Source organism: Pseudomonas sp. WSY_20, assembly GCF_043104335.1.
Taxonomy (GTDB): Bacteria; Pseudomonadota; Gammaproteobacteria; order Pseudomonadales; family Pseudomonadaceae; genus Aquipseudomonas; species Aquipseudomonas parafulva_B.
The window spans coordinates 72,924-96,267 of the sequence record NZ_JBICKP010000072.1; the positions used below are offsets into that span (position 1 = coordinate 72,924).

The 23,344-nt window shown below is 57.7% G+C and carries 16 protein-coding genes; 10 read left to right on the forward strand and 6 right to left on the reverse strand.

All coding sequences use genetic code 11. The features are described from left to right. Nucleotides 1-3 precede the first annotated feature (3 nt). The 4 genes from ACF8E5_RS17500 to ACF8E5_RS17515 all read right to left on the reverse strand — a co-directional run bounded on the left by ACF8E5_RS17500 (nucleotide 4) and on the right by ACF8E5_RS17515 (nucleotide 3,868). Nucleotides 4-1,119, reverse strand: a complete 1,116-nt coding sequence (locus ACF8E5_RS17500; RefSeq protein ID WP_044047193.1) for a copper resistance protein B — start codon at nucleotides 1,117-1,119, stop codon at nucleotides 4-6. After that, entirely contained in the window at nucleotides 1,109-1,456 is a 348-nt protein-coding gene (locus tag ACF8E5_RS17505; protein WP_013974892.1) for a hypothetical protein, read from the reverse strand. Before ACF8E5_RS17505 ends, ACF8E5_RS17500 begins: the two co-directional genes overlap by 11 nt. Before the next feature lie 14 nt (nucleotides 1,457-1,470). After that, nucleotides 1,471-3,480, reverse strand: a complete 2,010-nt coding sequence (locus ACF8E5_RS17510; RefSeq protein ID WP_044047191.1) for a copper resistance system multicopper oxidase — start codon at nucleotides 3,478-3,480, stop codon at nucleotides 1,471-1,473. 181 nt (nucleotides 3,481-3,661) lie between these two features. Continuing rightward, nucleotides 3,662-3,868, reverse strand: a complete 207-nt coding sequence (locus tag ACF8E5_RS17515) for a co-regulatory protein PtrA N-terminal domain-containing protein (protein WP_013974890.1) — start codon at nucleotides 3,866-3,868, stop codon at nucleotides 3,662-3,664. A 165-nt stretch (nucleotides 3,869-4,033) separates the two neighbouring features. Between ACF8E5_RS17515 and ACF8E5_RS17520 the strand changes: the two genes are divergently transcribed. From ACF8E5_RS17520 to ACF8E5_RS17550, 7 genes are all read left to right on the forward strand, one after another. Continuing rightward, the gene (locus ACF8E5_RS17520) at nucleotides 4,034-4,711 is read left to right on the forward strand and encodes a heavy metal response regulator transcription factor (protein WP_044047190.1); all 678 of its coding nucleotides are present in this window, start codon (nucleotides 4,034-4,036) and stop codon (nucleotides 4,709-4,711) included. Continuing rightward, nucleotides 4,711-6,117: a heavy metal sensor histidine kinase gene (locus tag ACF8E5_RS17525; protein ID WP_047595906.1), complete on the forward strand. Its 1,407-nt coding sequence runs from the start codon at nucleotides 4,711-4,713 to the stop codon at nucleotides 6,115-6,117. Before ACF8E5_RS17520 ends, ACF8E5_RS17525 begins: the two co-directional genes overlap by 1 nt. A gap of 470 nt (nucleotides 6,118-6,587) precedes the next feature. Continuing rightward, nucleotides 6,588-7,838: a TolC family protein gene (locus tag ACF8E5_RS17530; protein WP_049798466.1), complete on the forward strand. Its 1,251-nt coding sequence runs from the start codon at nucleotides 6,588-6,590 to the stop codon at nucleotides 7,836-7,838. After that, on the forward strand, nucleotides 7,835-9,298 hold the full coding sequence (locus ACF8E5_RS17535; protein WP_044047188.1) for an efflux RND transporter periplasmic adaptor subunit: 1,464 nt from the start codon (nucleotides 7,835-7,837) through the stop codon (nucleotides 9,296-9,298). Before ACF8E5_RS17530 ends, ACF8E5_RS17535 begins: the two co-directional genes overlap by 4 nt. Next, nucleotides 9,295-12,453, forward strand: coding sequence for an efflux RND transporter permease subunit (locus tag ACF8E5_RS17540; protein WP_013974884.1), 3,159 nt, complete (start codon nucleotides 9,295-9,297; stop codon nucleotides 12,451-12,453). Before ACF8E5_RS17535 ends, ACF8E5_RS17540 begins: the two co-directional genes overlap by 4 nt. Further along, the gene (locus tag ACF8E5_RS17545) at nucleotides 12,450-12,803 is read left to right on the forward strand and encodes a copper-binding protein (RefSeq protein ID WP_047595905.1); all 354 of its coding nucleotides are present in this window, start codon (nucleotides 12,450-12,452) and stop codon (nucleotides 12,801-12,803) included. The genes ACF8E5_RS17540 and ACF8E5_RS17545 overlap by 4 nt, the downstream gene beginning before the upstream one ends. Nucleotides 12,804-12,963: 160 nt before the next feature. Beyond that, nucleotides 12,964-13,290: a four-helix bundle copper-binding protein gene (locus ACF8E5_RS17550; protein WP_085982928.1), complete on the forward strand. Its 327-nt coding sequence runs from the start codon at nucleotides 12,964-12,966 to the stop codon at nucleotides 13,288-13,290. 1,318 nt (nucleotides 13,291-14,608) lie between these two features. Here ACF8E5_RS17550 and ACF8E5_RS17555 read toward each other — a convergent pair. Further along, nucleotides 14,609-15,283, reverse strand: coding sequence for a heavy metal response regulator transcription factor (locus ACF8E5_RS17555; protein WP_013974882.1), 675 nt, complete (start codon nucleotides 15,281-15,283; stop codon nucleotides 14,609-14,611). A 490-nt stretch (nucleotides 15,284-15,773) separates the two neighbouring features. After that, nucleotides 15,774-17,117, reverse strand: coding sequence for an OprD family porin (locus tag ACF8E5_RS17560; RefSeq protein WP_013974881.1), 1,344 nt, complete (start codon nucleotides 17,115-17,117; stop codon nucleotides 15,774-15,776). A gap of 401 nt (nucleotides 17,118-17,518) precedes the next feature. On the opposite strand from ACF8E5_RS17560, the gene ACF8E5_RS17565 reads away from it, so the two are divergent. From ACF8E5_RS17565 to ACF8E5_RS17575, 3 genes are all read left to right on the forward strand, one after another. Continuing rightward, nucleotides 17,519-18,790, forward strand: coding sequence for a TolC family protein (locus tag ACF8E5_RS17565; protein ID WP_080563836.1), 1,272 nt, complete (start codon nucleotides 17,519-17,521; stop codon nucleotides 18,788-18,790). 69 nt (nucleotides 18,791-18,859) lie between these two features. Further along, nucleotides 18,860-20,140 (forward strand): efflux RND transporter periplasmic adaptor subunit, encoded by a 1,281-nt coding sequence (locus tag ACF8E5_RS17570; protein WP_013974879.1) that lies wholly within the window; start codon nucleotides 18,860-18,862, stop codon nucleotides 20,138-20,140. 24 nt (nucleotides 20,141-20,164) lie between these two features. After that, complete coding sequence (locus tag ACF8E5_RS17575; RefSeq protein WP_013974878.1) at nucleotides 20,165-23,326, forward strand: CusA/CzcA family heavy metal efflux RND transporter; 3,162 nt, start codon at nucleotides 20,165-20,167, stop codon at nucleotides 23,324-23,326. Nucleotides 23,327-23,344 lie beyond the last annotated feature (18 nt).

The window sequence follows — 23,344 nt, forward strand, 5'->3', positions numbered from 1 at the left end:
TTCTCAGAACCACATCCTGATACCGGCAACGAAGCGTGCCTCATCAACATCTCCACCCTCGTCTCGGATGAAGTCAGCGGTGTTGCCGTAGGAGCGGCTCCAGGTAACGCCTATGTACGGGGCAAACTGGCGGACGATTTCATACCGTAGACGCAGCCCGACTTCGGTATTGGCCAGACCCGATCCAACACCGCGCTCAGGATCGTTCTTGCCATAGAAGTTCGCCTCAGCCGTGGGCTGCAAAATCAAGCGATTGGTCAGCAGGATGTCGTATTCGCCTTCAAGACGCGCAGCAGTCTGGCCGTTTTCGCCGATGAACGCCGTAGCTTCGGCCTCGAAGTCATACAAGGCCATGCCCTGAATACCAAAGGCTGCCCAGGTCTGCGGTGATTCCGGTTTGAAATCCTGACGGACCCCGGCGACCACGTCCCACCAAGGACTGACCGAGCGCCCGTATAGCAGTTGCAGCTCAGCATCTTCGGTTACCCCGTTGGTGCGCTCGCCTTCCGACCGAACCCAGAGTCGATTGATGTCGCTACCTACCCAGCCAGATGCATCCCAAGCCAGGGTGCTGCCCTCATCGGCGTCCTGGTATTCGAGCTGGTCCAACAGAAAGAAGCTGTTGATTCCGCTGTCGTGCACCTGGTGGCCACCCAAAGGCGGAAAGGCTGCCTCGCGGTCGGCATCAGTGAGCACTGGAATCGGCGTGCGGCTCGTTGTGGTCGGAGAAGTCGCTGAACCAGGATTCATCTGGGAATGGTCCATGCCCTTCATCGAACCGTGATCCATGCCCTTCATGTTTCCATGGCCCATTTTGCTGTGGTCCATCTTGCTATGGTCCACCGGGCTGGATTTGCTCTGGCTTTGAGCATGCCCCATCTGGCTGTGATCAACAGGGGCAGGCTGTTTCTGCTGTTTGCTCATCCCCATCTTGCTGTGATCCATCGCCGGCATCGATTCGGACGGAGCAGCATCCATTTGCATGGAACCGTGCCCCATTTTCGAATGATCCATGCCCGAGTGATCCATTTCTTCAGCGGCGAAGCTGGGCGTTACGCCCAGCATGCCGATTGAAACAGTCAGGGCCAGCAGCGAAGGCCGCCCAAGGCTATTGACCATCTTTCCCTGCCTTAGCTTTGTCGCTGCCATGCGATTCCATCATTTTGTCGTGGTCCATGCCTTCCATCGAGCCATGGTCCATCCCCTTCATCGAGCCATGGTCCATCCCCTTCATCGAGCCGTGGTCCATACCTTCCATGGACCCATGGTCCATGCCTTCATGGTTCATGCCCTGGCCCTGCTTGTCCTGCGAACCTTTGGCTTTACCGGCCTCGGTGGATTTCTGGGAATGCTGATCGTGGTTGTCGCTAGACCACGACGACGGGGCATAAACAGCCAACATGCCGACCATCGCAGCAGAGAGGAAAAAGGCGCTTCGTTTCATTGGTTTGCTCATCTCAAATCTCCAGTTCATTCGTCCACACGGACTTCTCGGAACATGCCCATTTCCATGTGGAACAGTAGGTGACAGTGATAGGCCCAACGTCCCAAGGCATCTGCGGTGACGCGATAGCTTCGTTTTGAGCCAGGTGGCATGTCGATGGTGTGCTTGCGAACCATGAAGTTGCCGTTCTCGTCCTCCAGATCACTCCACATACCGTGGAGATGGATGGGGTGAGTCATCATGGTGTCGTTGACCAAGGTGATGCGAAGACGCTCGCCATATTTCAACCGCAGCGGTTCAGCGTCGGAGAATTTGATACCGTCGAACGACCATGCGAACTTCTCCATTTGGCCGGTAAGGTGCAGTTCGATTGTGCGTCCAGGCTCTCGACCATCGGGATCGATGAAGGTGCTCCGCAAATCGGCGTAGGTCAGCACTCGGCGCCCGTTGTTGCGCAGGCCAATTCCCGGATCGTTCAGCTTCGGGGTCGGCGACATGGTCTGCATATCGACCAACGGGTTGTTGGTCTCGGAAGTCGGATGGCTCTGCATTGCACCGCTCATGCCGGCCATGCCCTCATGACCCATCCCAGCCATCTTGCTGTGATCCATGCCGGCCATGTTGCCGTGGTCCATTCCAGCCATCTTGCTGTGGTCCATGCCGGCCGTGCTGCCATGGTCCATTCCAGCCATCTTGCTGTGGTCCATGCCGGCCATGTTGCCATGGTCCATTCCAGCCATCTTGCTGTGGTCCATGCCGGCCATGTTGCCGTGATCCATTCCAGCCATCTTGCTGTGGTCCATGCCGGCCATGCTGCCATGGTCCATCCCAGCCATCTTGCTGTGATCCATGCCGGCCATGTTCCCTTGGTCCATGCCAGCCATGCCGCCGTGATCCATTCCGCCCATGCTGCCGTGGTCCATGCCCATATCGCTCATGGCGATGATCGGGCGTGGATCTACCTCCGGTACGGGCGCTTGCAAGTCTTCACGAACTGCCAGGGTGCCTCGGGAGTACCCGGTACGGTCCATGGATTGCGCGAAGATCGTATAGGCCTGCTCGTTTTCAGGTTCGACGATGACATCGTAGGTTTCGGCAACGGCGATCCGGAACTCATCGACCGATACGGGTTTGACGTACTGGCCGTCAGCAGCCACAACCGTCATCTTGAGCCCAGGAATCCGGACATCGAAATAGGTCATGGCCGAGCCGTTGATAAAGCGCAGGCGGATCTTCTCGCCGGGCTTGAAGAGTCCCGTCCAGTTGCCGTTCGGAGCCTGGCCGTTCATGAGGTAGGTGTAGGTATACCCGCTCACGTCAGCGAGGTCGGTGGGGCTCATCTTCATTTCAGCCCACATCTTCCGATCCGCTACAGCGGCCGACCAGCCTTTCTCGCTCACATCGTCAACGAAGTCGCTTACAGTGCGCTTGTGGAAGTTGTAGTAGTCAGATTGCTTCTTGAGTTTGGAGAGCACCCGCGCCGGGTCTTCATCCGTCCAATCGCTGAGCATGACGACGTAATCACGGTCGTACACAAACGGCTCCGGATCCTTGGCATCGATCACCAACGCCCCATAGACCCCGGACTGTTCCTGGAGGCCTGAGTGGCTGTGATACCAGTAAGTGCCGTTCTGGTGGACCTTGAACTTGTATTCGTACATGCCATCGGGAGCGATGCCGTGGAAGCTCAAGCCCGGCACACCGTCCATGTTGGCGGGCAGGATGATGCCGTGCCAGTGAATGGAGGTGTCCTGTTTCAGCCGGTTGCGTACGCGCAGCGTCACGGTGTCGCCTTCGCGCCATCGCAGGATCGGCCCTGGCACGGAGCCGTTGATGGCCATGGCCGTACGAGCTGCACCCGTGATGTTGACGGGCAGTTCGCCGATATACAGATCGAAGTCCGTGCCGCTGAGCACGTTCGGTTGGCCAGGGCTGGTCACGGCCCAGACCGGCGCGCGCCACATGCCGAGCCCACCCAGAAGTCCGGTAGCGGCCAGGCCTTTGACGAAAGATCGTCTCGTGGTTTTGCTTTGCATGCCGTTGCGTCCAGTCAGGTAGATCGCTGATATCCAGGCTGCTAGATGGTGCAGCCCTTGGGTTCATTGGAGCTCTCACCAGTCTCGTAGACTTTCGCCACTACGCGAGGCTGATGAGAGGCCGTACTCTGAAACAGCCATAGTTCAGATTCCGGGATGATTACTTTTCTGTAAGCTAGGATCAGCAGCTTTCGTGGCCCGCGTGCTTGCTGGACTGGGCGGCGAATGGCGCCTGCTCTTTCTTCCCCTGCGCAACCTGGGAGGCCTGCATGGAGCTTTGGAGAGCCGCTTCCATCCGTGCAAAGGTCCGGTCCGCGCCGCCCTCTGCCAGGGCAATGCCTGCCATGCCGAAGGTAACGACCATCACAATTGCTTTGACCATGTTCATCTGGAGATCCTCAGTGGGTTCTGCGCCTCATGGCGTCAGGTACAGGGTCAAGTTAGCCTCGCGGTGCTGTCAGAAAACTGATCTCGACATTACTTTTCCGTCAGCTTCTGGTTGGGCTTCTTTTTTCCCGCAAACTGGAAATGCACCCCGCGTGGATGAGAGCAGATGAAATTACTCGTGGCCGAAGATGAGCCGAAAACCGGTGTCTACCTCCAGCAAGGTCTAACAGAAGCTGGCTTCACCGTTGACCGGGTGATGACAGGCACTGACGCCCTGCAACAGGCACAGAGCGAAGCGTATGACTTGCTGATCCTCGACGTGATGATGCCGGGGCTCGATGGCTGGGATGTCCTGCGCAAGATCCGTGCGGCGGGTCAGGATGTGCCGGTCCTTTTCTTGACGGCCCGAGACGGCGTAGACGACCGCGTGAAAGGTTTGGAACTGGGCGCTGATGATTACCTGGTGAAGCCCTTTGCGTTCTCGGAGCTGCTGGCTCGAGTTCGTACGTTGCTGCGCAGAGGCAACGGTGGTTCTGCTCAAACCACTATGAAGATGGCAGACCTTGAGGTGGACCTGCTCAAGCGTCGAGCTACGCGAAACGGCAAGCGGATCGACCTTACTGCCAAGGAGTTTTCCCTGTTGGAGCTGCTCATGCGCCGACGCGGCGAGGTGCTTCCCAAATCGCTGATCGCTTCTCAGGTGTGGGACATGAATTTCGACAGTGACACCAACGTGATCGAGGTCGCGATTCGCCGACTGCGGGCCAAGATTGATGACGACTTCGCGCCAAAGCTAATCCATACCGCCCGAGGCATGGGCTACATGATGGATGTGCCCGAGTGATGCGCCCGCAATCATCGCTCGTCAAGCGGCTGACCCTGATGTTCATGTTCGCGGTGACTGCTGTCCTGGTGGTTGCCGGCGTCGCTTTCTACGGGCTCAGCCAGCACCATTTCCGGATGCTGGATGAGCAGGCGCTTTCTGAAAAGCTGGAGTCAACGCGTCATATCCTTTCCATCTCAGCAGCGCGAGGCGGGCTCGACGATCAGGAGCAGCAGCTGCGGGCATTGCTCGGCGCACATCAGGATCTGTCGGCGAAAATCACCAAGGCTGACGGAACGGTCCTGTTTTCAGACCCCAAAGCCTCCCAGATTCCTCAGCGGTTCGAGCAGGCGCATCGGGGTGCGGTCTGGGAGTGGCAGGATAAAGCGCAGAACTTCCGCGGCATTACCGCCCAGCTGACCATTGCAGGCGAGCCGGAACCGGTGACGGCCGTGCTGATGCTCGATGTCACCACTCACGCCCATTTCTTTGTCACCCTGCAATGGTGGTTCGGAATTGGTCTGGTGATCAGCGCGATTGTGAGCGCAGGCTTGGGCTGGGTCGTGGCCAAAAGCGGGCTTCGGCCTGTTGGGCAAATCACCAAAGTGGCCACCGGGATGTCGGCAAGATCACTTCGCGAACGCATTCCGCTGGAGCCCGTACCGCTAGAGCTTCAGGAGCTCATCCTGTCTTTCAACGGGATGCTGGGACGGTTGGAGGATGCATTCGTTCGGTTGTCCAACTTCTCTGCCGATATCGCTCACGAATTGAGAACGCCAGTCAGCAACCTTCTGACCCATACCGAAGTGGTGCTCACCAAGAAGCGTGACCTGGATGCCTATGAAGAAAACCTCTATTCGAACCTGGAAGACCTCAAGCGCATGTCGCGCATGATCGACGACATGCTGTTCCTGGCCAAGGCGGATAACGGTCTGATCGTGCCCGAGCAGATCGATGTGGAGCTCTCCGAACTCGTATCAAAGCTGTTCGAGTACTACCAATTCCTGGCTGAGGATCAAGGCATCCAACTGACCCTACACGGGCAGGGTAAGGTTCGTGGCGATCGCCTGATGATTGACCGAGCGCTTTCCAACCTTCTATCCAACGCGTTGCGCTACACCCCGGAAGGCAACGAGATATCAGTGCAGATCGAGCAGACGCCTGAAAGCGTGACGCTTTCCGTGCGTAACAGCGGGGTAACCATCGATCCCCAGCACATTGGCAAGATCTTCGACCGATTCTATCGAGCCGATCCAGCCAGACGCGAAGGCGGCCCAAGCAATGCAGGCCTGGGGCTGTCGATAACCCGCTCTATCATCGAGGCTCATAGCGGACGAATCTGGTGTACATCAGCGGAGGGTGTCACAACATTCTTCATCAGTCTCCCAGCCTCCAAGCGGTTGGTTAGTGCAGCCCCAACCCCTTAATGCTGAACTCATCCCGGTAACCTATACTCGCCCATCATGAATCGGCTCATTCGACTACTCACCCTCCTGATGCTAATCGTGGCGCTTCCGCTTAACGGGATGGCGGGCATCGATTCGGCGACTGAACCTTGCCCAATGCAGGCGATGGGCATGGAAATGATGGCGGGCATGGACCATGACTGCTGCCAGGACCAAGACCTGGGTAAGACTGGCGACCATGCCAAATCCTGCAAGGTCGGCCAGGAGTGCAGGACTGCCAGTACCGTACAGATTAGCTTCCTGACGCCTGGGCTGACTTTCGCCAAGCCACGACCTGCCGATACCTACGCTGTAGGCATAGCGACAGGTTCTCCCCCCGATCCGTGGCGTCCTCCCCGCGTCTGATTCCCTCTTAATTTCACACCGTCGTTCCGCCTAGCAGCGGGGCGATGGCACGCGCCTGGGCGCTGATCTTTCGAGGAATCATTTTCATGACTCCCCAACGTTTTCAGGGACGGATAACCACGGCCGTCCTGTTCATACTGCTGCCGGCTGTCTCGGCACAGGCTGCAACGCTGTCGCTGGATGAGGCGCTGCAACTGGCTGAACGTAACGCTCCCTCTCTACAGGCCCGCCAGGAGCAGGCATCAGCTGCGCGCAGCGCAGTCATTCCAGCGGGCGAACTACCCGATCCGCGCCTGAATCTCGGGGTACAAAACCTGCCGATTGAAGGCACCGATCGCTGGAGCATGAACAGAGACTTCATGACCATGCAGGTGGTTGGCCTGTCCCAAGAAGTACCGAACCGGGACAAACGCAAAGCTCGCATAGAGACAGCGCAGGCCACGGTCGAGCGAGCCGATGCCGAGGCGATCTTCGAACGCTTGAAGGTTAGGGCGGCAACCGCACAGGCTTGGGTTACTGCGTACACCGTGCAGCGAAAGCTTGAACAGTTCGACGCCTTCTACAAAGAAAACCAGCTGCTGGCTTCCACGGTGCGGGCCCGCCTGGCCGGAGGCGCAGGCTCCAGCGCCGATACGCTGGCTCCCAAGCAAGAAGCCGCGCAGTTGGACGAGCAGAAAGACGTTCTATTGAGTCAGTCAGCTCAGGCGCGAGCCGCGCTGAAGCGCTGGATTGGGCAGGACGCCGAAGTAGGCGCGCCGACCTTCCCTGTCTGGCCTGTAGACGCAGCTGAATACTTGCACTCCGTCCATGCCCATCCGGAGCTCAATACCTACAACGCCATGACACGCGAGGCTCAAGCCCAGGTACACCAGGCTCAGGCGGAAAAGAAATCGGATTGGTCCTGGGGAGTGGATTATCAGCGCCGTGGTCCGGACTTCAGCAACATGGTCAGCCTGCAAGTCAGCTTCCAATTGCCATTGTTTACCAGCTCACGGCAAGACCCGATGATTGCGGCACGACGCGCACAAGTTCGCCAATTGGAAGATGAGCAGGACGCTGCCCTGCGCGAGCATCAAGCCCAGCTTGAAACAGACCTTGTCGAGTACCAACGCTTGCAACGGGCAGTGCGGCGCAGTCGCGAAACACTTTTGCCCCTGGCCGAGGACCGGGTACGCCTCGCTCTGGCGGATTACCGCGCCGGTAAGTCGCCGTTGAGTGAAGTGCTGTCGGCACGCCGGCAGCGTGTGGAGGCACTACTACAGGATGTGGACCTGCAAGGACAGTTGGCGGCAACAGCAGCGCGTCTGCATTTCGTTTATGGAGAGGTGCGGGCATGAGGAATAGGTCGATTGGTTTCGTCGTGGCTGCTGCCCTTGCTATTGGAATAGGCGCTGGCTTCTGGCTAGGTGGGAGAGGTGCGTATTCGCCATCGCAGCCCTTAGGTCAGGAAAAAAAAGCGCTGTACTGGTACGACCCGATGTATCCCCAGCAGCACTTCCCGGCGCCCGGAAAATCGCCGTTCATGGACATGCCGCTCGTGCCCAAGTATTCGGATGACACGGCTGGCGAGGAGCAGCCTGCGGTTCAGGTCTCGGCTGGGCTCCAGCAAAACCTTGGGATTCGATTGGCAACGGTGACGGCTGGCCGGCTAGAACGGACCCTAAGTGTGAGCGGCGTTCTGACGTTCGACGAACGCGACTTCAGCGTGTTGCAGGCCCGTACTGGCGGTTACGTCGAACGCGTCTATGGTCGAGCGACGGGGGACATCGTTGCCAAAGGGGCTCCTCTAGCCGATGTGCTGACCCCGGAGTGGGCTGGTTTGCAGGAGGAATACCTGGCGTTGCGGCATTCTGGCGACGCTCAGCTGACGGCGGCGGCACGACAGCGGCTCGTGCTCGCCGGCATGCCGGCCGACCTGATCAACCGGGTCGCGAGCACTGGGAAGGTGCAGCTCTCGGTCACACTCTCCGCACCCACTGCCGGTGTAATCCAGGTTCTCGATCTGCGACCCGGCATGACGCTGACGCCGGGCGCTACCTTAGCAAGGATCAATGGAGTGGCCAACGTCTGGCTGGAAGCGGCTGTGCCGGAAGCCCAGGCTCAAGGCCTTCGCGAAGGCCAGCCTGTGCAGGCGCAATTGCCAGCGTTCCCAGGCGATCCCATACCGGGCAAGTTGACTGCGCTATTGGCCGATGCCGATTTGCAGAGCCGCACGTTGCGCCTGCGTATCGAGTTGCCCAACCGAGATGGGCGGCTTCGTCCTGGGATGACCGCTCAAGTGGCTCTCCATCCCGGCGAGTCTGCCAAGCAAAGCCTCTTGGTGCCTGCCGAGGCGGTCATCCGCACCGGCAAGCGAGACCTGGTGATGCTGGCTGAAGACGGTGGTCGCTTCCGGCCGGTGGAAGTCGTGTTGGGCCAGGAGAGCAAAGGCCAAGTTGCGGTGTTGCAGGGTCTTCAGGCAGGACAGCGCATCGTCGCGTCCGGGCAATTCCTGTTGGACTCCGACGCTAATTTGAAAGGCATCGAGGCGGCGACGGTGCAGGATAGTCAGCCTAATGCGGGGCCAGCCCTGCATGAAGCGGATGGCCGTGTCGTGCAGATAGACGGCACACAGCTCACCGTTGCCCACGGTCCTTTCATCACCCTGGGCATGCCAGGGATGACCATGACCTTCCCTGTGGCTGAGCAGTCTCTCCTTGATGGCCTCAAGATCGGTGCGCAGATTCGCTTTGGCATACGCGAACGCGACGAGGGCATGGTCGTTGAGCAGATCAAAGTGTTGGAGGGCCAACCATGATTGCCAAACTGATCCGCTGGTCGGTAGGCAACCGTGTGCTGGTGCTCCTCGCCACGCTGTTTCTGGTGGCATGGGGCTTCGTCTCGGTGCGTAGCCTACCAATCGACGCCTTGCCCGACCTGTCGGACGTGCAGGTGATCATCCGCACGTCCTACCCAGGCCAGGCTCCCCAGATCGTTGAGAATCAGGTGACCTATCCGCTGACCACTACCATGCTCTCGGTTCCGGGGGCCAAAACGGTTCGCGGCTTCTCCGCCTTCGGTGACAGCTTCGTCTATGTGCTGTTCGAGGACGGCACCGATCTGTATTGGGCGCGCTCTCGGGTTCTTGAGTACCTGAGCCAGGCGCAATCGCGATTACCTGCCGCAGCCAAGCCGGTACTGGGCCCGGACGCCACCGGGGTGGGCTGGATTTATCAATATGCGCTGGTCGATCGTAACGGCGGCCATGACCTGTCGCAACTGCGCAGCCTGCAGGACTGGTTCCTGCGCTATGAGCTCAAGACGCTGCCGGATGTCGCTGAAGTGGCCACCATCGGCGGTATGGTCAAGCAGTATCAGGTCGTGCTCGATCCGCTGCGCATGGCCAGCCTCGGTATCACCCAGGCTGAGGTGGTGGAGGCTATAGGCAAGGCCAACCAGGAGACCGGTGGCGGTGTACTGGAGCAAGGCGAAGCGGAATTCATGGTACGTGCGGCCGGCTACCTGCGATCGCTGGATGATTTCAGAGCGATACCCCTGCGACTGGCTACCAAGGGCGTGCCGGTGACATTAGGCGACGTCGCTACGGTGCAGATAGGTCCGGAAGCCCGCAGAGGCATAGGCGAACTGGACGGCCTCGGCGAAGCCGTAGGAGGTGTGGTGATCCTGCGCAGCGGGAAGAATGCTCGTGAGGCCATCGCGGACGTCAAGGCTAAGCTCGAAACCCTGAAGAAAGCCCTGCCAGCCGGGGTGGAACTTGTCACCGTCTACGACCGCAGCCAGTTGATCGACCGTGCCGTGGAGAACCTCAGTCACAAGCTGATCGAGGAGTTCTTGGTAGTGGCGTTGGTATGCGCAGCCTTTCTCTGGCACCTGCGCTCGTCATTGGTGGCTATCGTTTCGCTGCCCGTGGGAATCCTGATAGCGCTGATCGTCATGCGTCATCAGGGCATCAACGCCAACATCATGTCCCTTGGCGGAATCGCTATTGCCATCGGTGCAATGGTGGACGCTGCCGTGGTCATGATCGAGAACGCCCACAAACGTGTTGAGGCCTGGCATATCCGGCATCCTGGTCAACCTTTGCGGGGAGAAGCGCATTGGAGGGTAATGACGGAGGCGGCCGTCGAGGTAGGGCCGGCACTGTTCTTCAGCCTCATGATCATCACGCTTTCGTTCATCCCGGTGTTCACGCTGCAAGCCCAGGAAGGACGCCTCTTTGCACCCTTGGCCTTTACCAAGACCTACGCAATGGCTGCGGCAGCTGCGCTATCGGTGACCCTGATACCGGTGCTGATGGGGTACTGGATCAGAGGGCCACTGCCTGCGGAACAGCGCAACCCGCTCAACCGGGGCCTCATCCGGCTATACCGTCCGGCATTGGAGGTCGTCCTGCGCCGGCCTCTGGTTACCCTCGCTGCAGCATTGGTGATCCTGCTCAGCAGTCTGTGGCCCTTGAATCATCTTGGGGGCGAGTTCCTTCCTCCGCTCGATGAAGGTGATCTGCTCTACATGCCTTCAGCCTTGCCTGGACTCTCGGCGCAGAAAGCTTCAGAGCTGTTGCAGCGAACGGATCGTCTGATTCGAACTGTTCCCGAAGTGGCCAGTGTCTTTGGTAAAGCCGGCCGCGCCGAGTCAGCTACCGACCCGGCACCGCTGGAGATGTTCGAGACCACCGTTCGGCTCAAGCCCAAGAGTGAGTGGCGTCCAGGAATGACCACGGACAAGCTTATCGAGGAGCTTGATCGCACTGTGCGTGTGCCTGGGCTGACCAACATCTGGATCCCGCCCATCCGCAACCGCATCGATATGCTGGCCACCGGCATCAAGAGCCCAATCGGCGTCAAGGTGGCCGGCAGCGACCTAGGCCAGATAGACCGGGCCACTCTCGCTGTGGAGCGGGCCGCGAAAAAGGTGCCTGGAGTGACTTCGGCGCTGGCAGAGCGTTTGACTGGTGGCCGCTACATTGATCTGGATATCGACCGCCATGCCGCTGCCCGTTACGGTCTGAACATCACCGACGTACAGGCCATCGTGGCCGGCGCCATTGGTGGCGAAACCATCGGGGAAACAGTTGAAGGCTTGGCCCGCTATCCCATTAGCGTGCGCTATCCACGCGAATGGCGTGATTCGGTGGAGGCGTTGCGTCAGCTGCCGATCTACACCTCGCAGGGCGGCCAGCTGACGCTCGGCAGCGTGGCCCGCATACGTATTGCTGATGGCCCGCCCATGCTGAAGAGCGAGAATGCTCGCCCCTCGGGCTGGGTGTACATCGACGTGCGCGGCCGGGACCTTTCGTCTGTTGTTGCAGACTTACGTCAGGCGATCGACAGCGAGGTAAAGCTCGATTCAGGCATGAGCTTGAGCTACTCCGGCCAGTTCGAATACCTGGAGCGGGCGAACGCCCGTCTGGCCTGGGTGGTGCCAGCGACGCTGGCCATCATCTTCGTGCTGCTCTACCTGACCTTCGGCCGCCTCGGTGAAGCACTGCTCATCATGGGCACTTTACCTTTTGCCCTGACCGGGGGCGTCTGGCTGCTCTACCTGCTGGGCTACAACCTTTCAGTGGCCACAGGCGTTGGCTTCATTGCCCTGGCCGGCGTAGCGGCGGAGTTCGGAGTGATCATGCTCATCTACCTGAATAACGCTTGGGCTGAGCGTCAGGCCAACGGCGAAACTACACGAGCAGCGCTGCTCGACGCGATCCGTGAGGGCGCGGTGCAACGCATCAGGCCCAAGGCAATGACTGTGGCAGTCATCGTTGCAGGCCTGCTGCCCATCCTCTGGAGCAGCGGTACCGGCAGCGAGGTCATGAGCCGCATCGCGGTGCCCATGGTGGGCGGCATGCTCACCGCCCCCTTGCTTTCACTTTTTGTAATCCCTGCGGCGTACTGGCTGATCCGTCGCCGCGAACTTGCTGTAACTACCCCCAACCTCTCAGGAGAAATCCAATGAAAAAGCTAATTGTCATCGCAGGCCTGGTCACAGCTTTCGCCGCCAGTGTGCATGCCCAGGACATGGATGGTATGGACATGAAGAAAATGCCAGCCTCCGCCGAGGGTGGCCAAGGCAGCCAGGCGGCGCCCACTGCGCATGCGGAAGGGACAATTAAGGCGCTGGATCCTCAAAGCGGGAAAATCACCTTGGCGCACGGCCCGGTAGCAGAGCTCAAATGGCCGGCGATGACCATGGGCTTCCAAGCTGAGCCTGCACAGCTGAAGGGCTTGAACGTAGGAGACAAGGTGAAATTTGGGTTCCGTATGGAGGGAAGTGTCGCGAAAATCGTGAGCATCCAGAAGCAGTGATTGAAAAGCCTTGAATGATCGGGCACGCCTTCATACCGAGATGATTCGGACAAGCTTACAGAAATGTAATCAATCTTCAGGCCCCCGTCAGGTCGAACGCTACATACCGTCATGAGACGGTGCACTGGCATCTCATCGACCCGATACCGGAGATATGATCATGAACAGTAGCTTTGATGAATGCATCTCGGAATGCATGCGCTGCGCGCTGGCCTGTGAAGTCTGCGCGTCAGCCTGCCTGCGAGAGCAGGACGTAAAAATGATGGCTGACTGCATCAAGCTGGACAGGGATTGCGCAGATATGTGCAAGCTGGCGGCTACCTTGATGACACGAGAAAGCATGCTCGCCAAGGAATTTTGTGCGTTGTGCGCAAGGATTTGCCGCGCCTGCGGGGAGGCGTGCGGTAAGCATAAGGCAGACCACTGTCAGCATTGCGCACAGACCTGTTTGGCCTGCGCTGCATCCTGCGAAGCAATGGCTGCGTAAGCGTTTTCGCCCAGTCAGCTTTCCATGCGCCTGACAAAGGATATGGATACGTCGTTAACCGTCTGGCTAGGGAGACGGGTAGACCGCTGATGTTGAGCATGCGCTCTGGCGGAGCCTAGCTTGGGCAGCCATTCACCAAGGCGCTGCCTTACGGATCTGATGACAAAAAAGCCCGCCTCGGCGGCGGGCTATCAGATGTCTCCCAGGGGAGGCTGTAGGCCAACAAGTCTCGGAGCAAGCATTTGTAGGATACGCCTCTTGGCTCACGCCCACCAGCCAGCTTCGGCCGGAGCGAATGGTTCTACGTCGAGGGCATTGGAAACGGCTTATGTAGGCCCCGTCAATTGGCAGGGCAATCCGCAAAGACAAAGCAGGCCGATTATCCCCTGGCGGTATACCCCCAGGCAGAGTCAAAGGCAAAGCTAGGGGGGAAATCTAGCGGGTACCCCGATTTGAGGGCAGAATCACCAGCTTCACCTACGTTGCACTGGGTTGAGGGGCAGTTTGAAACTGCTATCTAGCGCGACAGCGACCATCGCCGCCATGAGCAAGAGCACAGGTGCGCCTTGAGTACTCAGCACAAAGGCCGTAGCAAACGGCCCCGTGGCCTGCGCCAAGACCATTGGGCGAGCTAATGCTCCCATGCGTGCGCGATACCCTTGCCAAACAGCACCAGAGGCAAGATGACTCTGGCAATAGTGAGAATCCCGATGCCGGCGCCCTACAGCGCTGCTGCAGGGAATGCCAGCCAAGGCACGCCAGGAATGAATAAGCAGATGCCGATGAAGCTCACCAACACGCCGGCACGGCCGACCAGGTTGGGTGAAGATGCCGAGCAAGCGAGAACTCCAATACTCTTGCCACCACCTGGGCCGGCCCAAGGACCATCCCCACCGCCAACACCGTGACCGTTGGAAGGCCAAGTTCCTTGAGCGAGGTGAGAAGATGCACAGAGAGGGTGGCCATGACGAAGGCAATGACCGTGAGTAGCCCTGCAACGAACCAGAAAAGCCGGCGGGCGCCATCATCGTTGAGCGGCGACTGAGCCTGCTTGGTGCTGTAGTCGGGAGGTTAACCTCATCGCCGGCGCACAGTATCAGAGGTAAGCCATGGCGCTGTTAAAAACAATGTCCGCTGAGCGTGCGTCAGCTCTGGCATACGCTTGGCCTTCCGTTACCTGTTGATAATCTATGCTATACCTTATGTCCAGCACACCTCATACGTTTAGTGAGGAAACGCGCGCTAAGGGTCAAAAACAGTATGGCTCGACTTACATGCATGATCCCTGGCTCTGTTTTCATGACTAAGTAGCGGGCGATCAACGCTTCTCAAGCACATAGCCCACACCGCGAAGCGTATGGATCAGCTTCGTCTCGAAAGGGTCATCGATCTTGGCTCTAAGTCTTCGAATCGACACTTCTACAACGTTTGTATCGCAGTCGAAGTTCATATCCCAGACCTGTGAGATGATCTGTGTGCGGCTGAGCACCACGCCGGTATTGCGCATTAGGTAGTGCAGAAGTGCAAACTCTTTCGTCGTCAGATCAATACGCTGGCCGTCCCTGAAGGCCCTGTGACGGCTCTGGTCTAGCTCCAGGTCAGCGACACGAATGATCTCCACAGATGCAGGGTGTTCAGACCTGCGCATTAAGGCGCGAACCCGGGCTAGCAGTTCTGGGAACTCAAATGGTTTGATCAGGTAGTCATCTGCACCGTTCTCCAAACCCCGGACCTTATCTGCCAAACGACTTCTCGCCGTGAGCATCATGATGCGGGAGGGGCAATTTTTACGCCTCAAAAGCTCAAGTACCTGCCACCCATCCATTTCTGGCAGATTGATATCAAGAATAATCAACTCGTATTCGTGTTGCTTGGCTAGGAATAGCCCATCTGACCCGGTATGCACGCAATCGACGACATAACCGCATTCTGTAAGGCCTTGACGCACATATTCCGCAGTTTTTACTTCGTCCTCAATTACCAGAATTCGCATGGGATTTTGTCTCGATATCACTGAGCAATTAACCGCGCACGCGCGCCGGCATTATTGAAAGGAATGGTAAATCAAAATGAGCTGGGTGGGGCCTAAATGACGGATTTGTAATTTCCAGGTAATATGATTGATAGTCTGGAGGTATATCTTTTCGCGGTTTGGGTTCGACAGGTGCGGGCCCTCTCTCCAATAGGTAATTTGACCTTATGAAGTATGTGGTTGTTTTCTTCTTTGTGTTGAGTTTGTTCCGTTCAGATGACGGCGAAGTTACTCATGTCGAGGAAACTGGTCATTGGTGCAGCCATGAGTTTCACCGGCATGCAATGCGTACACTCGAACGGTTGATTGAATTTTAGGTAAAAAAAAGGCGCCCAAAGGGCGCCAAATATCCACCTTTTACCAAAGGAGCACTTAAGCCACTCAAGGTGAATTCGTAATGCACATTTTTCTGAAGAGACCAGTTTACGAATAAACTGATCCCCTTAGAGAATCACAGGATCGAAAGCGGGTACTCAATGATCACACGAGTTTCATCCAGATCCGATTCGAATGCAGTGGCACGCGTGGTGGCCTGGCGCAACCGGAAGGACAGGTCTTTTGCTGGACCAGTTTGCACGACATATTTAACCTCTACGTCACGCTCCCAACGTTTCTGATTGGTGAGCGGATCACCGTTGGCGTCGGTGCGCATGTAGAACTGGTTGGCGTTCGAGTAGTCTGCGCCCGAGCCTCTAGCGTAGCGGGTCATGAACGTCAGACCAGGAATGCCGTAGCTGGTGAAGTTCAGGTCGTAGCGCAGCATCCAGGAACGCTCTTTCGGCGAGTTGAAGTCGCTGTACTGGATAGAGTTGTCGACGAAAATCGAGTCTGACTGACGCAGGTAGTCGAAATCATCGTCGCCGTTGTTGCGTTGGTGCGACAGGGCCAGGGTGTGAGCGCCGTAACGGACCCCGACCTTGGCACTCCAGATATCGTTGTCAAACTCGCCTAGGCGCTGCTTCCCTTCATCCACGGCTTTGTAATAGTTGAAGCCGCCAATCAGCGCAAGGTCGTCATTCAGTGGATAGGCGAAGCTGGTGCCAGCGTAGTACTGGTTCCAGACTTCTTTCAACTGACTGGCGTATACGCTCACGGTCCAGTTATCGTTGATCGCGTAATCACCGCCACCGTAGCCTACCCAAGGCGAGTTAACCGGGCCACCGTAGAAAGTTGCGAAGTTATCATTCAGATTGCTGGAGACCGGCTGGCTCATCGCATGCAGTCGGCCACCCTGCAGGGTGAGGCCCTGGATGCTGGTGTTCTCAACGGTCACACCGCGGAAGCTTTCAGGCAACAGGCGCGAGTCGCCTGATGCAACAACTGGCGTCGACGGGAAAACATCACCCACTTTCACGACCGTATCAAACAAGCGAACTTTAGCCGCCCCGCCAACCTTGGTGTATTCGTCGCGAGCTTCGCCTTTGTTATCAACAGGCATGACGTCGAATGAACTACGACCGCCGTTGCGCCCGTCACCAGTATCGAGCTTAAGCCCTATCATGGCAAAGGCATCAACACCAACGCCGACCGTCCCTTGGGTAAAACCAGAGTTGAATTTGGTGATGATCCCGTGCGCCCAGGCCTCGGAGTAGCCATTGGTGTTGCCCTTGCCGCTGTTGTAAGTGGGAGCTGAGCTGTCGCGGTTATCACGATTGAAATAGAAGTTGCGGTTGAGCACTGTAAGGCTGCTACCTTCGATGAAACCTTCGGGCTTATCTTCAGCTTGAGCAGTAACTGCATAGCTTCCAGACAGCGCCGAAACTGCCGCCAAATACAGTGGTACTTTGATTTTCATCCGATGCTCCTTTGATTTACGGCAGTTTTTATTATGTTTCCGGCGCGGGTGTCGTTATAAGTTCTGAGCCGGCGGCGCGCCTCGCGTAGCGCCGAGCTCATATTTGCAGGCGGAAGATAACGGGATGGTGATAGGAAAATTACAATTTCGTCATCTGGTCGTTATTTTGGTCATTGACGCCGCATGCTAGCCATCTCTCGCGTTCGCAATGAAATTCGGTGGTTCGACTGTGTCATCAGCGTTTTCGGGCATTACAAGCTTTTCTTACGAAATTGTAATTTTCTAGCCACCCCTCTGATAGCTACCGCTCTTTAGAGTGCCATCACCTAATCCAGTGGGGCTTGGCAGCTATTTCGGCGTTCTGGCCAAGCTAACGAAGTTTGTGCACGAGGACCAAGAAAGTGCTCCGGTATAACCGCAATGTCTTATCCAAGACCTACGTCTCACCGTGGAAAATTGCCGCTCTCTGTGCGGTGATTTCCGGGTTGCTGGCACCCACCGCATTTGCCCAAAGCATCAGCTTGCCCCAAGCGCTGTCGACGGCAATGGATGCCAACCCAGACCTCGCGGCGGCACGTCAGGAAATCGGCATCGCGGACGGTGCGCGCAAGCAAGCCGGGCTGATTCCAAACCCCGAAATCTCGTATGAGATGGAGGACACACGGCGTAACACCAGCACAACGACCGTTACGCTAAGTCAGACCTTGGAGCTCGGTGGTAAGCGGGGAGCCCGCGTAGATGTCGCCACATACGGCCAGAGTGTTGCACAACTGGAACTGGACCGACGCGTGAATGGTCTGCGTGCAGACGTCGTGCAGGCGTTTTACGCTGCATTACGAGCCCAAACCGGACTCGACCTCGCTAAACAATCCCTTGAACTTACTGAGCGCGGCCTTCGCATTGTCGATGGTCGAGTTCGCGCAGGTAAATCTTCACCTGTGGAGGCTACCCGCGCCCAGGTTCAACTGGCTGAAGCCCGGTTGCAGGTCCGTCGCGCCGAAACGGAAAAAGCGAATGCTTACCAGCAACTCGCCCAAGTCACGGGGAGTTCTGTGACCATATTCGATCGCCTTGAATCACCAACCTTGTCTCCTGGCTTGCCGCCGCGCACTGAAGAGTTGCTGGCAAAGCTCGATCAGACTCCGGAAATGCGGCAGGCAGTGGTGGAGATTGATAAGAGCGATGCCTCGCTTGGCGCAGAAAAAGCTCAGCGTATTCCAAACCTCACGGTAAGCGTGGGTAGCCAGTACGACCGCTCGGTGCGCGAGCGAGTCAATGTCGTTGGTCTGTCCATGCCTTTGCCGCTGTTTGATCGTAACCAAGGCAACATTCTTTCCGCTTCTCGACGTGCCGATCAGGCCCGCGACCTGCGTAACGCTGTCGAGTTGAGATTGCGCGCCCAAACCCAAACCGCGCTGAACCAGTGGTCCACCGCCATGCAAGAAGTTGAGTCCTACGACAAGACCATTCTGCCCTCAGCCCAGCAGGCCGTGGATACCGCAACCCGCGGATTCGAGATGGGGAAATTCGGCTTTATCGAAGTACTGGACGCCCAGCGCACCTTGATCCTTGCTCGTGGCCAGTATCTCGACTCGCTGGCAGCGGCGACCAATGCGCGTGCGCAAGTAGAAAGGGTTTATGGCGAAGTAGGCTCGACCGCCGGCGCACGCTGAACGGGGCATACATTTTTCTCGGCACTCGGCGTTTAAACCTGCCGGTGCCTACGATCAGCAGGAGTAGCAATGGAAAACAAACGCAAGATCGCCCTCGCGGTAGCCGCTGTGGCAATCCTTGGATTTGGCAGCCTCGCCTGGAACAGCAGTTCCGATCAACAAGCGGCGACTAACGCAGAACATGGTGCTGACGATGGTCATGGCCATGACAAGAAGGCCGGATCAGCTAACAAAGAGAACAGTGAAGCGGAGCATAGTGAAGATGGGCACGGTGAAGAAGGTCATGGCGAGGAGGGCCACAGTGAAGAGGGCGGTGAGGAAGAAGGTAAGCTAACCCTTAGTGCTGAACAGATCAAAGCAGCTGGCGTGACTCTGGAATCGGCAGCGCCTCGTGATTTGGGAACCGTCGTGAGCTTCCCGGGTGAGATTCGTTTTGACGAGGACCGCACTGCGCACGTTGTTCCTCGCGTTCCAGGCGTTGTCGAAACAGTCCAGGCGAATTTGGGTGAGTCCGTCAAGAAGGGTCAAGTCCTTGCGGTGATTGCCAGCCAGCAGATCTCTGACCTGCGCAGCGAGCAACAAGCCGCTCAGCGTCGTGTCGAACTTGCGCGCGTGACTTTTAGCCGAGAGAAGCAGCTCTGGCAGGACAAGATTTCTGCGGAGCAGGACTACCTCCAGGCTCGCCAGGCGCTGCAGGAAGCCGAAATCTCTCTGGCCAACGCCAAGCAAAAAGTCAGCGCGATCGGTGCCTCGGTCAATTCGGTAGGCGGTAACCGTTACGAACTCAGGGCTCCCTTTGACGCCGTAGTGGTGGAGAAACACTTGACCGTCGGGGAAGTCGTCAGCGAGGCGACTAACGCCTTTATTCTGTCCGACCTTAACCAAGTTTGGGCCACTTTCGCTGTACCGCCTACCGATTTGGCCAAGGTCACTACCGGCCGCGCCGTGAAGGTTTCCTCACCTGACATGAACGTGGAGGTCGAGGGCAAGGTGGGTTATGTCGGCAGCCTGTTGGGCGAGCAAAACCGAGCAGCGACCGTCCGCGTTACGTTGACCAATCCCAACGGGGCCTGGCGTCCTGGTCTTTTCGTGAACATCGCAGTCACGTCCCAGACTGATCGCGTGGCGGTGGCTGTCCCGGAACACGCCGTGCAGACCGTTGAGGACAAACCATCGGTCTTCGTACGCACCGCCGAGGGCTTCGACACCCGCCCAGTAAAGCTGGGCCGCCGTGACAGTGGGTACGTGGAAATCACGGACGGCATCGAAGCGGGCGCTCAAGTGGCTACCAATGGCAGCTTCACACTCAAGTCTGAGCTCGGCAAAGCCTCTGCCGAGCACAGTCACTGATGCGAACTGACAGGATGATTTCTTATGTTTGAACGTATCATCAGATTTGCCATTGAACAGCGGATCGTTGTAATGATCGCTGTCCTGATCATTGCCGGTATCGGCATCTACAGCTACCAAAAGCTGCCGATCGATGCCGTTCCTGACATTACCAACGTCCAGGTGCAGATCAACACTGCAGCGCCTGGCTATTCCCCATTGGAAACCGAGCAACGGATCACGTTTCCAGTTGAAACGGCCATGGCTGGTCTTCCAGGTCTTCAGCAGACCCGTTCGCTGTCTCGCTCGGGCCTGTCTCAGGTGACCGTGATTTTCAAGGACGGCACCGACATCTTCTTTGCCCGCCAGCTGATCAATGAGCGGCTACAGGTTGCAAAGGAACAGCTGCCAGAGGGCGTAGATGCCGTCATGGGCCCGGTCTCAACCGGCCTCGGCGAAATTTTCCTGTGGACCGTTGAAGCCGAAGAGGGCGCGGTCAAAGAAGACGGTACGCCCTACACGCCCACCGACCTGCGGGTAATCCAGGACTGGATCATCAAGCCTCAGCTGCGCAACGTACCTGGCGTGGCAGAGATCAATACCATCGGTGGCTTTGCCAAGCAGTTCCTGGTTGCGCCGGATCCGAAGCGCCTGGCTACCTACAAGTTGACCCTGAATGATCTGGTAGCCGCGTTGGAAAGCAACAACGCCAACGTAGGCGCCGGTTACATCGAGCGTAATGGTGAGCAGTTGCTCATTCGTGCACCGGGCCAAGTCGGCAACATCGAAGACATCGCCAACATCGTAATCACCAGTGTGGATGGTGCACCGATTCGCATCAGCAACGTCGCCGACGTCAGCATCGGTAAGGAGCTTCGTACTGGTGCTGCCACTGAGAATGGCCGCGAGGTCGTGCTCGGTACAGTATTCATGCTGATCGGTGAGAACAGCCGCACTGTGTCCCAAGCTGTCGCAGCGAAGCTTGCGGACATCAACCGTACTCTGCCAAAGGGCGTGGTTGCGGTCACCGTTTACGATCGTACCAACTTGGTTGAAAAAGCCATTGCGACGGTGAAGAAGAACTTGGTTGAAGGTGCGATCCTGGTTATCGCCATTCTGTTCCTGTTCCTCGGCAACATCCGTGCAGCGTTGATCACCGCGATGGTGATCCCGCTGTCCATGCTGTTCACCTTCACAGGGATGTTCAATAACAAGGTCAGTGCCAACCTAATGAGTTTGGGCGCACTCGACTTCGGCATCATCGTCGACGGGGCCGTGGTCATCGTGGAGAACGCGATCCGTCGATTAGCACATGCGCAGCACAAACATGGCCGTATGCTCACCAAAACCGAACGCTTCCATGAGGTCTTTGCTGCTGCCCGCGAAGCGCGTCGGCCACTGATCTTCGGGCAACTGATCATTATGGTGGTGTACCTGCCTATCTTCGCCCTCACCGGCGTGGAGGGCAAAATGTTCCACCCCATGGCATTCACCGTTGTGATGGCGCTATTGGGTGCAATGATCCTCTCCGTTACCTTCGTGCCGGCAGCGATCGCCATGTTCGTCACTGGCAAGGTCAAGGAGGAAGAGGGCGTTGTTATGCGCACTGCGCGGCTGCGTTATGAGCCTGTGCTGCAGTGGGTGCTTGGGCATCGGAATATCGCTTTCTCCGCAGCAGTAGCACTGGTCGTTCTCAGCGGTGTACTTGCCAGTCGCATGGGGAGCGAGTTCATCCCAAGTCTCAGTGAGGGGGACTTCGCTCTTCAAGCCTTGCGCGTACCTGGTACTAGCCTCAGCCAGTCGGTGGACATGCAGGAGCGTTTGGAAAAAGCAGTCATCGAGCAGGTACCGGAAGTTGAGCGTATGTTCGGCCGAACCGGTACGGCTGAAATCGCCTCTGACCCAATGCCACCGAATATCTCCGATGCTTACGTCATGCTCAAACCAAAGGACCAATGGGCCGATCCCGACAAGTCGCGGGAGGAGCTCATTGCCGAGGTTCAAAAGGCGGCAGCCAGTGTCCCGGGCAGTAACTATGAACTCTCCCAGCCTATCCAGCTTCGTTTCAACGAACTGATCTCCGGGGTGCGCAGCGATGTTGCGGTGAAGGTTTATGGTGACGACATGGATGTGCTCAACAGCACGGCCAATAAGATCGCCGCAGCGCTCAAAGCGGTACCAGGCTCCTCGGAGGTCAAGGTTGAGCAGACCACAGGTCTGCCAGTGCTGACCATTAACATCGACCGGGAAAAAGCAGCACGCTACGGCCTGAACATTGCGGACGTGCAGAATTCGATCGCGATTGCTGTGGGTGGTCGTACAGCGGGAACGTTGTACGAGGGTGATCGCCGATTCGACATGGTGGTGCGCCTGCCTGAGGCTGTACGCACCGACGTCGCGGGTATGTCTAGTTTGCTGATTCCTGTGCCTGCCAATGCGGCTCAGGGCGCTAATCAGATCGGTTTCATTCCACTTTCGCAGGTCGCTAAGCTGGACTTGCAGTTGGGCCCGAACCAGATCAGCCGCGAGAACGGTAAGCGCTTGGTTATTGTAAGCGCCAACGTCCGGGGCCGTGACCTTGGGTCGTTCGTTGATGAGGCGGCATCTACCTTGTCAACGAAGGTGGAAATTCCAGCAGGCTACTGGACCAGTTGGGGCGGCCAGTTCGAGCAGCTGCAGTCGGCAGCCAAGCGCCTGCAGATTGTGGTTCCGGTAGCCTTACTGCTGGTAATGACCTTGCTGTTCTTGATGTTCAACAACCTGAAGGACGGCATGCTGGTCTTCACCGGTATTCCATTCGCTCTCACTGGCGGGGTCGTGGCCCTTTGGCTGCGTGATATCCCGCTCTCGATCTCGGCAGGGGTAGGCTTCATCGCACTCTCCGGCGTCGCGGTACTGAACGGCCTGGTGATGATTGCCTTCATTCGCGGATTGCGAGAAGAGGGACGAACGCTCAGGCAGGCAGTCGATGAAGGCGCACTCACCCGACTGCGACCAGTGTTGATGACAGCCTTGGTGGCGTCCCTGGGCTTCATCCCAATGGCCTTGGCCACCGGTACCGGTGCGGAGGTTCAACGGCCTCTGGCTACAGTGGTAATTGGTGGGATCCTTTCCTCCACCGCGCTGACTTTGCTGGTCCTGCCGGCCCTGTATCATTGGGCACATCGCAAGGATGAAGACGGCGACGAGGCAGAAGCCGTAAGCTGATCCCCCCAGATACAAAAA

Bases quoted from the DNA above. Each gene is read 5' to 3' on its own strand.
- ACF8E5_RS17545 (WP_047595905.1), top strand. From the start codon at position 12,450: ATGAAAAAGCTAATTGTCATCGCAGGCCTGGTCACAGCTTTCGCCGCC.
- ACF8E5_RS17520 (WP_044047190.1), top strand. From the start codon at position 4,034: ATGAAATTACTCGTGGCCGAAGATGAGCCGAAAACCGGTGTCTACCTC.
- ACF8E5_RS17505 (WP_013974892.1), bottom strand. From the start codon at position 1,456: ATGAGCAAACCAATGAAACGAAGCGCCTTTTTCCTCTCTGCTGCGATG.
- ACF8E5_RS17500 (WP_044047193.1), bottom strand. From the start codon at position 1,119: ATGGTCAATAGCCTTGGGCGGCCTTCGCTGCTGGCCCTGACTGTTTCA.
- ACF8E5_RS17530 (WP_049798466.1), top strand. From the start codon at position 6,588: ATGACTCCCCAACGTTTTCAGGGACGGATAACCACGGCCGTCCTGTTC.
- ACF8E5_RS17575 (WP_013974878.1), top strand. From the start codon at position 20,165: ATGTTTGAACGTATCATCAGATTTGCCATTGAACAGCGGATCGTTGTA.
- ACF8E5_RS17555 (WP_013974882.1), bottom strand. From the start codon at position 15,283: ATGCGAATTCTGGTAATTGAGGACGAAGTAAAAACTGCGGAATATGTG.
- ACF8E5_RS17540 (WP_013974884.1), top strand. From the start codon at position 9,295: ATGATTGCCAAACTGATCCGCTGGTCGGTAGGCAACCGTGTGCTGGTG.
- ACF8E5_RS17570 (WP_013974879.1), top strand. From the start codon at position 18,860: ATGGAAAACAAACGCAAGATCGCCCTCGCGGTAGCCGCTGTGGCAATC.
- ACF8E5_RS17525 (WP_047595906.1), top strand. From the start codon at position 4,711: ATGCGCCCGCAATCATCGCTCGTCAAGCGGCTGACCCTGATGTTCATG.
- ACF8E5_RS17510 (WP_044047191.1), bottom strand. From the start codon at position 3,480: ATGCAAAGCAAAACCACGAGACGATCTTTCGTCAAAGGCCTGGCCGCT.
- ACF8E5_RS17535 (WP_044047188.1), top strand. From the start codon at position 7,835: ATGAGGAATAGGTCGATTGGTTTCGTCGTGGCTGCTGCCCTTGCTATT.
- ACF8E5_RS17550 (WP_085982928.1), top strand. From the start codon at position 12,964: ATGAACAGTAGCTTTGATGAATGCATCTCGGAATGCATGCGCTGCGCG.
- ACF8E5_RS17515 (WP_013974890.1), bottom strand. From the start codon at position 3,868: ATGAACATGGTCAAAGCAATTGTGATGGTCGTTACCTTCGGCATGGCA.
- ACF8E5_RS17560 (WP_013974881.1), bottom strand. From the start codon at position 17,117: ATGAAAATCAAAGTACCACTGTATTTGGCGGCAGTTTCGGCGCTGTCT.